The sequence below is a fragment of the Thermodesulfovibrionales bacterium genome (genome assembly GCA_035686305.1).
Taxonomy (GTDB): Bacteria; Nitrospirota; Thermodesulfovibrionia; order Thermodesulfovibrionales; family UBA9159; genus DASRZP01.
Window position 1 is genome coordinate 46,933 of sequence record DASRZP010000018.1, and the last position, 9,321, is coordinate 56,253.

At 54.9% G+C, this 9,321-nt stretch carries 5 protein-coding genes; 1 reads left to right on the plus strand and 4 read right to left on the minus strand.

Annotated features, from left to right (window positions below; translation table 11 throughout):
* Positions 1 to 39 precede the first annotated feature (39 nt).
* Positions 40 to 2,325, minus strand: a complete 2,286-nt coding sequence (locus VFG09_02015) for a hypothetical protein (protein ID HET6513907.1) — start codon at positions 2,323 to 2,325, stop codon at positions 40 to 42.
* Positions 2,326 to 2,803: 478 nt separating this feature from the next.
* Between VFG09_02015 and VFG09_02020 the strand changes: the two genes are divergently transcribed.
* Positions 2,804 to 3,568, plus strand: a complete 765-nt coding sequence (locus VFG09_02020; protein HET6513908.1) for a hypothetical protein — start codon at positions 2,804 to 2,806, stop codon at positions 3,566 to 3,568.
* A 42-nt stretch (positions 3,569 to 3,610) separates the two neighbouring features.
* On the opposite strand, the gene VFG09_02025 is transcribed toward VFG09_02020, so the two are convergent.
* From VFG09_02025 to VFG09_02035, 3 genes are all read right to left on the minus strand, one after another.
* Entirely contained in the window at positions 3,611 to 4,339 is a 729-nt protein-coding gene (locus VFG09_02025) for a hypothetical protein (GenBank protein HET6513909.1), read from the minus strand.
* 58 nt (positions 4,340 to 4,397) lie between these two features.
* The gene (locus tag VFG09_02030) at positions 4,398 to 5,687 is read right to left on the minus strand and encodes an anaerobic sulfatase maturase (GenBank protein ID HET6513910.1); all 1,290 of its coding nucleotides are present in this window, start codon (positions 5,685 to 5,687) and stop codon (positions 4,398 to 4,400) included.
* A gap of 277 nt (positions 5,688 to 5,964) precedes the next feature.
* On the minus strand, positions 5,965 to 8,472 hold the full coding sequence (locus VFG09_02035) for an arylsulfatase (protein HET6513911.1): 2,508 nt from the start codon (positions 8,470 to 8,472) through the stop codon (positions 5,965 to 5,967).
* Positions 8,473 to 9,321: the final 849 nt, after the last annotated feature.

Sequence of the window (9,321 nt, forward strand, 5' to 3'; positions counted from 1 at the left end):
ATGCCTGCCTGACAGTTCTTTGCAATACTACGGTTATCCCTAGCGACGACCACGACCGCCTCCGCCAAAACTTCTTCCGCCTCCGTCGCCCCAGCCTCCGCTGGACCGCTGAAATTGCTGGAATCGCTCGCTCGACTGCGCACCCCTCTGTCGGTTCTGCGCCTCTTGTTGCAGTCGCTCCATCTGCTGACTGCCTTCAGAACGCTCGGAGGACGAAGGGTGTTGCTGCGCAGAGGTTCCCTGAGTAGAGGTCGGTTTCTGCTGCGTCGTGCTTGTCGGGGTAGCTGGTTTCTGCACGCTGCTCCAGCTTCCGTTGTCATATTTTTCCCATCCGGAACCTGTATTCTTATAAACGTTGCCGTCATGGCCGGCATACATGTCGCCGCTCGCGGTCTTGCCCGCGGCGGTTGTTCCGTATGCAGTAGATGCGCCCGCTGCTTTCCCTCCTGAGGATGTCTGCACTGATCCGGTCGTCCCTTGAGCAGTGGTGTAGTGCTGCGTGTATGCCGTCTGGCCTCCCTTAGACACTACGGAGCTGCCCCACTGGGCATAGGCATTGGAGCCCTGCTTCGTAGCGCCATAGGTGCCGGTGTACGGGTTATACGCCTGCCCGACAGCAGCGCTGCCATAGGCGGTCGAAGCAGAGGCGGTGCGTGCGTACGTCCCTGTATACGGGTTGTACGATGCCGTTCTCGTAGCCGACCCATACGGGCCGTATGCCGTCTGAGAGACACCATAGGCGCCTGTCGCCGAATTGTAGTAAGACCCCGCGCCATAGGTGTACGGGGTCGGGTAGTACGCGGGATACCCATAGACAGGATAAGCGCCGACGTAAGGAGGATAGTAGTACCCCGTCCCTCCGGCGATAATGGCTCCCGTCGCTACCCCCATCACAAAGGCACCCGTGTATCCGGCGGTATAGCTGGCCTGCACGCTGCCATCTGTGGTAGTGACCTGCGTAACATAGGTTACGTTGTAAACCGGCGAACTGGGGGGAATGGTGTATATCACCTGAGGAACGGATTGGGCAGTCTGCCAGGGACCCTGGGGAGTCGTCGATACAAACCAGATGCCCTGAAGGCAAAGGTAGTAGAGGTCGCCCACCTGGATCACCTTTTGTGACGTGTTCGTGGCGTAATAGAGCGACGTCCCTTCGATGGGAACAAACTGAGGAGTCCCGTCATAGGTCACTTTGGCATTTGCCGCCGCAGCCGCAGGGTCCACGGTCACCGTCGTAGGGATCTGGGCCATCAGCACCGCGTCTTTTGCCTCCTCGGTCCCGGGGACTGATGCCAGCACCTGCGCGGCAGGACTGTTCGGCGGAATTTGGGCAAAGTCCACCGGAAGATTCGGCGTAGCAAAGGTCCACGGGCCGTCGAGGCTGTCGGCGCTGAACCAGCGGCCTGCGGTGAGATAGTAATATCTGTTCGCCGAGGTGTAAAGAAAGAGATAGCTCATGGTGTTCGTGGCATACTGGAGCAGGGTCCCCGGGATTTGGGCATAGGCAGGTTTCCCATTAAAGAGAATGATATCCGCAGGGCTGGTGCTGTAGTATACCGCCGGCACTACAGAATCGGATTTTGGAGGGGGCGGCGGGACAAATGCCTTCAGGGCGTTCCACTGTTCCTCTTTCACCACCCTCTTCATGTCTTTCGGCAATTTCTTCGCCCCCGCCCACGGCCCCTCAAGTGTCGGCGATGCAAGCCACTGCTCGCCCGCAAACAGATAGAACATGGAGTTCGTCGGGTCGAAAAACAGCGGCCAGCGTGTGTTGACGACATATTCGAGAGAAGTATTCCGGATTGCTCCGCGGACCGGCTGGCCGTCCACATCCAGGAGGATCGCCGGTTTATAGCTGACGAAGATTACCGGTGGATCATTTCTCAGTCGCATACCGGGCACGGATTCCTTTTTGGGAACGCACGCCACGAGCCGCTGAAGGGAAATGGAGACGGTCTGCGGCAGGAAAGTCCTTGCCAGTTCATTCATCCGTGCGGTGGTTTCGGCGTCCAGAGAGGGAAAGTGGAGCTGCACGATCTTTATGTTTGTGAGCAGCACCATCTTGTTGACGGTGTCGACTTCTGTGTGGGCTGTCATCACCCCCACGCCGACAACCTGCTTCCCGCCTTGAGGAGTGAGCGTGAAGGCCTGTCGCCAATCGAGCTCCGTGAAGTTCTTCCAGTCATCAACCTGCGGCTGGTACAGGATAAGCGTGTTTCCGTTTTCGATGCGTTGGCGGGGCCACCCCGGGTCCTGGGCAAAACTCGTTACCGCTGCAAACAGAATCAGTACCAAACAAGTGATTATGCATTCAATTGTTCTCATGTTCTCCCAATCTCCTTAGTTTGGTGGATCAAAACATTTCACTCCTCCTATTTCGGAAAAAGGAGCTGCACCTGAAAACTCAGGGAATGCTGGTACAACGTTTTTTCTTCTCATCTACGTCCTCCTCTCCTGTCGGAAACCCTCGCCAGGCTCGTCGCAAAAAATAAGAGTTGCTTCACCGTCTCCACTGACTAAAATTTCTGTGTGTCGTCAATGATCGAATGTACTCTATTCTTCTTTTATCATGAATCATGGGGCTAGTCAATTAAGATATTTGGTATTGCAGTTATCTTATGTCCTCTGCGGATAAGACATGAAACTGAGATGTCGGTTCTTCTCTCTCACGTTAGGTAGTTTGGAATAACAGGGCCCTCCTAATAATCGAAACCGACTCACGTGGGCAACGATTTCTAAATGACATTGCATGTGATATCATGTAGGGTATAATAGTAGTAATCATCAAAACTGGAGGCTGAAAATGAGCCCGATTGCAATCTTTTTGATCGCTCTTGCAAGCGTCTTCGGTAGCGCGCTTCTCGGCATGATCCTTCGCGCCTATCTGCCCGAACATCATCTGACCGCTGATTCGAGGGATGTCATGAAGATGGGGACCGGCATGATCGCGACGATGGCCGCTCTTGTCCTCGGCCTGCTCATCTCCTCGGCAAAGGGTACGTTTGACACGATGAACAACGGGCTCAGGCAGACCGCATCGAAGGTCATCCTGCTTGACCGCACCATGGCCCGTTACGGACCGGAGGCGAGGGAATCCCGCGCTGTTCTGCGTCGTACAGTCACAAACGCGATCAAGCGGATCTGGCCTGAAGAGAAGAACGAGATAGCATTTGAAAAGGCCGGCCATGTAGAGGGCGACGTAGAAAGTCTCGATGATAAGCTCCGACAACTATCCCCACGGAACGACGACCAGCGCCGACTTCTGGCGCAGGCCTTGCAGATCAGCGGTGACATCCAAGAAGGGCGTTGGCTCCTTATCGCCCAGGCAGGGCAGAGCTCAATCCCCATGCCGTTCCTCGTGCTGTTGATTTGCTGGCTCACCATCATCTTCTTTAACTTTGGGCTCTTCACTTCTCGCAATACATCGGTGATTATTGTTCTGTTTGTCTGCGCGGTGTCGGCCGCGAGTTCGCTCTTTCTGATTCTGGAGTTGGACCAGCCTTACGCAGGGTTGATCAAGATCTCCAGTGCTCCGCTGCTCAACGCCCTCGCACTTCTCGGCCAATAGACCCGGAGACATGGTGGTTCTTTTTTGCCTGCTTCATTTCTCCTATTGCTTTATGTAATTCAAGGTATTGATAGTAATCTGAAGCCCCTTTGACGGGACATTGATCGTCGTCTGCGCAAGGTAGTCCAGGCCTGTCGGCAGCGTCTGAAACACGGCGTTGATCGTCAATGGTGTCCCGTTTGAAACAGCCTGTACCTGGGCCTGCATCCGGTTCTTCGTCATCCCGTCACAGTTCATGGTCATGTGATCGCCCGGCTGCAAGAAATTTGAAACGTCAACGCGAACGCTACCGGAGCCCGGATTCACCCACACCTGTCCCTGCTGGATGAGCTGCTGGATCTGCGCTCCTTTTAACATAAGATAGCCGTTGGCTAATTGGGCCAGCTGCTGGACCTCTTCCTTCATCTCCTCCGCCTTCTCTCTCTTGATCCGGCCTCGCAGACCTCGTCCGGTGTCCTCTGACGGCTGTGAGCTGATCGGCGTGATCAGCGGCTGCTTATCAGGTCCAAAGGCGACCTGCGCGAGCTGTACGCTCTTGGTCTCCCCATTCACCTGCACCTCGGTCCGCTGCTGATAGGAATAACCGGTAAGGGCCTGCATGCTCTGACCTATCTGCTGACCGACGGCCGCGAGGATCTGCTGGTTCGCCCCGGGCTCCTGCGCAGAGGCCAAAGGACCGCTCAGGAGAAGAATTCCCAGCAGACAAAGAATACCACGAACCAGATGCTCCATTTTTCTCGCTTGCTGAACTTCACCGTTTTTCGCTCTCATTGTGTCCTCCTTATGGTGTTATTCATGATGCTGCGTGCCTTGCCCCTTGAAGCGTCTCTTACTTTTCATCAAGTTTTATCACCAGCGGCCCCTTTGCCGCGTCCATGATATACGATACGGGAAGCCCGTTTCCTAACAACTGCGTCATCGCATGCAAATACTTCCGGATGTGGAGAAAGAACTTCTTGTATCCTGGGCAAAGATAATGGAGACCCGGCTCATTGTAGTTGGTCCTTGCAAAGCGGTGCTTGGGGCATCCGCCCTGGCAGGCCGCCAAGACCTTACACTCCCTGCACCAGCGCGGCAACGCCGTTTCCTTGCTCACGCCGAAACCAGAGTGCAATGATCTCTCCACCATCTGTGACAGCGAATCAGTGACGACATTACCCAGTCTGTATCCGGGATAGACACAGTGATCACAGGCATAGACATCGCCGTTGTGCTCCATCACGACACAACGGCCGCACTGCTTTGCATGGATGCAGACCGGCGAAGGGTTGCCGATCCATGCGTTGAGCGCCCATTCGAAGTTCATGACAAAGACCTTGCCCACGTCGTGGCGCACCCATTCTTCATAGATCGCGATAAGAAAGTCGCCGTACTCTTCCGGGATCACAGTCCAGCGAGTGACCTCAGTCTGCTGCTCTTCTCTGTCAAGCGCTGCCGGCCCTGCAAGGCGAAGGCCATGGGGCGTACCGCATGCATCGGACATGCGCTCCACAACCGGTGTGAACTGGATGAACTCCACTCCCTCATTCCTTAAGAATCGGTATACCTCAAGCGGGTATTTAGCCGTCTCACGGGCAACACAAGTCAGCACATTATGTTCAACCCTGTGTTTCTGCAATAACCTCAGTCCCCGCCTGACGTCATCAAAAGTACCTTTTCCTTTGCGGTTCCGGCGGTAACGGTTGTGGACTTCCCTTGGACCGTCAAGGCTGATCCCCACCATGAAATTGTGCTTCTTCAGGAAGTGGCACCACTCGTCCGTGAGCAGCGTTCCGTTGGTCTGGAGGGAATTGGTGATCGTTTTTTGTCTCATAAAAGGCTTCTGCAACTCAATCACCCTCCTGAAGAAATCTATCCCCAGAAGGGTCGGTTCCCCACCCTGCCAGACGAATTCGACGACCGGAGCTGGCTGGGACGTGATGTAGTTCTTTATGAATGCGGAAATTACATCATCAGACATCCGGTATTGCTCTCCCGGACCGAAGAGGGCCTGCTTTTCGAGATAGAAGCAGTACACGCAGTCGAGATTGCAGAGCGGCCCGATAGGCTTTGCAACGACATGGATACCCCGGCCTGCGCCTTTGTGCTCTCTACCGGCATTTCCTTTCTTATCAGTCATAGTCCTACTATTCATCTCATCTTCTTCTATTATTAGGTTTGTTTCTCCACCGCCTGGAAATAGGTGCCGATCAACTAACCAAAAGGGATGCCCGACTAAGAACCTCGGGCATGACGGATAAGGCGCAGAACCTGTAAATATTATTATGAGACGGTTCATGACCAATCATCGAATTGGTGAGATCCTTTCGCTCTCGTGTATTCCTCATTGGCGTACCCAAATGCAATGATACAGGCAGTCCCGGACACATTCGAGACTGCCCGCATTCTTCATGATGCTAATCGCCCATCTTCTTGTCCCGCTGCGCCTGTTCGAGTTTCTTGATGTCCTCGGGCGAGAGCTTCGGCCGGTCGATGGTCAGGGTGATCTTGTTGATCTTGCCGGTGAAGGTAAAAGGCACCTGGTAATCCGCATCGTTGACCGGCGTTCCAGTATCGGAACCAATGTCAAGGCTCTCGTCCCACTGTAGAATGAACGGGACTGTGCGCTCCATCTTCTGATTCGCGACCTCCTTTCCGTCCACTTTCAGGACACCGGTGCCGCCCTGTCCGAGGCCGACTGGGCTGCCGAACGCCAGCGTCGCCGCACCGAGCCCGGCGTACTTGAAGTCGAACTCAATCATGTGATTGCCGGGTGTAAGTTCCGGCCCTTCCCACTTTATCCGCTTAAGGTCCACCAGGTTCCAGAGAAACACCGGCTTGCCCTTAAGCACATAGAAGCCGTAACCGCCAAAGCGGCCGCCTTGAGTGATAAGCATGCCTTCAGCGCCGCCCTGCGGGATCTCGACCTCGGCCTTGAAGTTATACGAACTGTTCAGGAGGTTCGGCGCGTCGCCGTTGGGGATTCCGGTAAGGGGGCGTGTCCATGTGAAAACGTTCCGGCCTGCGGTTAGGCTGGGCCGCGGCGTGATGATGCGCGTCTGGACCGAATTGTCGAGCGGCAGCACCTGGTACTTCTCCGCCTCCTTCCAGAAGAGATCCTGGAGCTCCTTCAATTTAGCCGGGTACTTGGCCGCTACGTCGTCGGCCTGCGTCCAGTCCTTCGAGAGGTCGTACAGCTCCCACGGGTATTCGAGGACGTTAAACTTCGGTGTAGCAACGTCCCAGGGTGGACGTACAACCTTGGTGCTGGCGATCCAGCCGTCGTGATAGAGTGCCCGGTCTCCGAACATCTCGAAGTACTGGGTCTTGTGAGTTGATTGCGCATTCTCATTCTTCTTGTCGAAAGTGTAAAGCATGCTGACGCCTTCGATAGGGCTCTGCTTGATGCCGTCCACGTATTCCGGAGCCGCGATACCGGTAGCTTCAAGGATCGTCGGGACGATGTCGATCACATGGTGGAACTGGTGACGGATGCCTCCCTTATCCTTGATTACCTTCGGCCAGGAGATCGCCATTCCTTGCTTAGTGCCGCCGAAATGTGAGACGATCTGCTTGGTCCAGGAGAAAGGCGTATCGAAGGCCCAAGCCCAGCCTATCGACATGTGGTTGTAAGTGCGGTCGGTACCCCAGACGTCATAAAAGTACTTAAGCTGGAGTTCAACCCCAGGGTTGGCGCTATTAAACATCGCGACCTCGTTGGGGGTGCCGTTGGGTTGCCCCTCGGCGCTTGTGCCATTGTCGCCCTCGATGTAGATGATCAGCGTATTGTCGAGCTTGCCCATGTCCTCGATTGCTTGAATCACACGGCCGATCTCGTAGTCAGCATAGGCCACGTAGGCCGCGAAGACATCCACCTGTTTGATGAACAGCTTCTTTTCATCAGGCGTGAGCTGATCCCACTTCTTGATAAGGTCGTCTGGCCAGGGGGTCAACTTGGCGTCCTGCGGGATTACGCCGAGCTTTTTCTGGTTGGCGAAGATCGTCTCGCGCAGCTTGTTCCAGCCCTGATCGAACAGGTGCATGGTGCTGATCTTGTCCACCCATTCCTTGGTCGGATGGTGTGGTGCGTGAGTCGCGCCAGGGACGTACTTGATGAAGAAGGGCTGATCGGGAGCCAGGGCGTTGATGCGGTTCATATAGTCGATGGCATCGTCCGCCATGGCGGTCGTCAGGTTCCAGCCCGGCTTGCCGACATAAGGGTAGATAGGCGTGGTATTGCGGACGAGGTTGCCCGGCTCCCATTGATTGGTGTCCCCTCCCATGAAGCCGTAGAAGTACTCGAATCCCATGCCGATGGGCCACTGGTCGAAGGGACCTGCCTGGCTCGACTGGAACTCAGGAGTGTTGTGGTTCTTGCCGAACCAGGCTGTGCTGTAGCCATTGTCCCTGAGGATGCGGCCGATGGTAGCCTTGTCTTTAGTGATAACGCTGTCGTAGCCTGGGAAGCCGGTAGCCTGCTCAGCGACGACGCCGTAACCTGTGGAATGGTGGTTGCGACCGGTGATAAGTGCAGCTCTGGTCGGTGAGGAGAGCGCGGTCGAGTGAAAATTGGTATAGCGCAGGCCGTCTCTTGCGATGCGGTCGAGTGCAGGAGTCGGGATTACGCCGCCGAAGGTACTGGCGACGCCGTAGCCCGCATCATCGGTCATTATCAAAAGGATGTTCGGCGCTCCCTTGGGCGGCACTACCCGCGCCGGCCAGTATGGCGTTGACTCCTGCGCGGTCTTCCCGATCTTTCCCTCGAACTTTTGCGGCGGCGGCGGGAGCTGCTTGCCGTCGATGGTGGTTGTGGCGCTGGGCGAACCCGGCACGCCAGTGGTCTCGACAGACAAGGCCGGCGATGCTGCTAACAGAACAGCACCGTTTAGGGCCAGGACTGCTGGTACAACTGTCTTTGTCTTCATTCCTACGTCCTCCTTTCTTATTTCATCTCCTCCTTTGTCTTAAACAGTTTCGCCTTACACTTTAATGAGAGATGAGATTTATTCGCCTTCAGGCATTCCATTATCCGTCCGCCTCCTGGTTGAACCCCCGGACAATACATCATGATATCGTCCTCACAGGCTTGATGCGCTTCCTTGACGGCCTCTTTCGCCTGCGCAAGATGCATCTTGCAAGCCGGCGAAAGTTGGGTCTCATTTTGCTTCAAACATCCTGCAATTCGTCCCTCACCTTGTTTCACATTCCCGCAGAACTTTGCTACGTCCCCCGCACAGGGTTTAGCTTCCTGTGCAAATGCTCCTGATGCCATCACAAATATTACGCACAATACCTAGAAAACGACTGACGACCTTTTCATGTCTGGCCTCCTTACTTTCTTGAGTTAACGCCCAAAGGGTGTTCTATAACGGCAATCTTCGTGTATGCGGTCAGAGCCCAGCAATCGCGACGTGGTCTCCTTTCTTTCTCCAAAGGGCGGCGTCCTTGGAGCGTTGGGTTTTTTGATTCCGCCACTGTTATGTCAACCTACTTCTCTCATAGCAGTCCGTTTCATAACAACCGCCGATGCACCAGCCTAAATGCATTCGTTTATCGCAGTCGGCCCATCATACGCACTAAAGATGTCCGGAGAAGTTTAGGAGTGAGGCAAGTAATTCTTCCTATCGCGCTGTATTATTAATGGTCTCATAATAGTCTGCACATTCTTGGCCGTCATTCCCGCGAAGGCGGGAATCCACTTTGAACAGAATGGATGCCCGACTAAGGATCTCGGGCATGACCAATAATAGGGAGCACATCTGTAAATATTATTT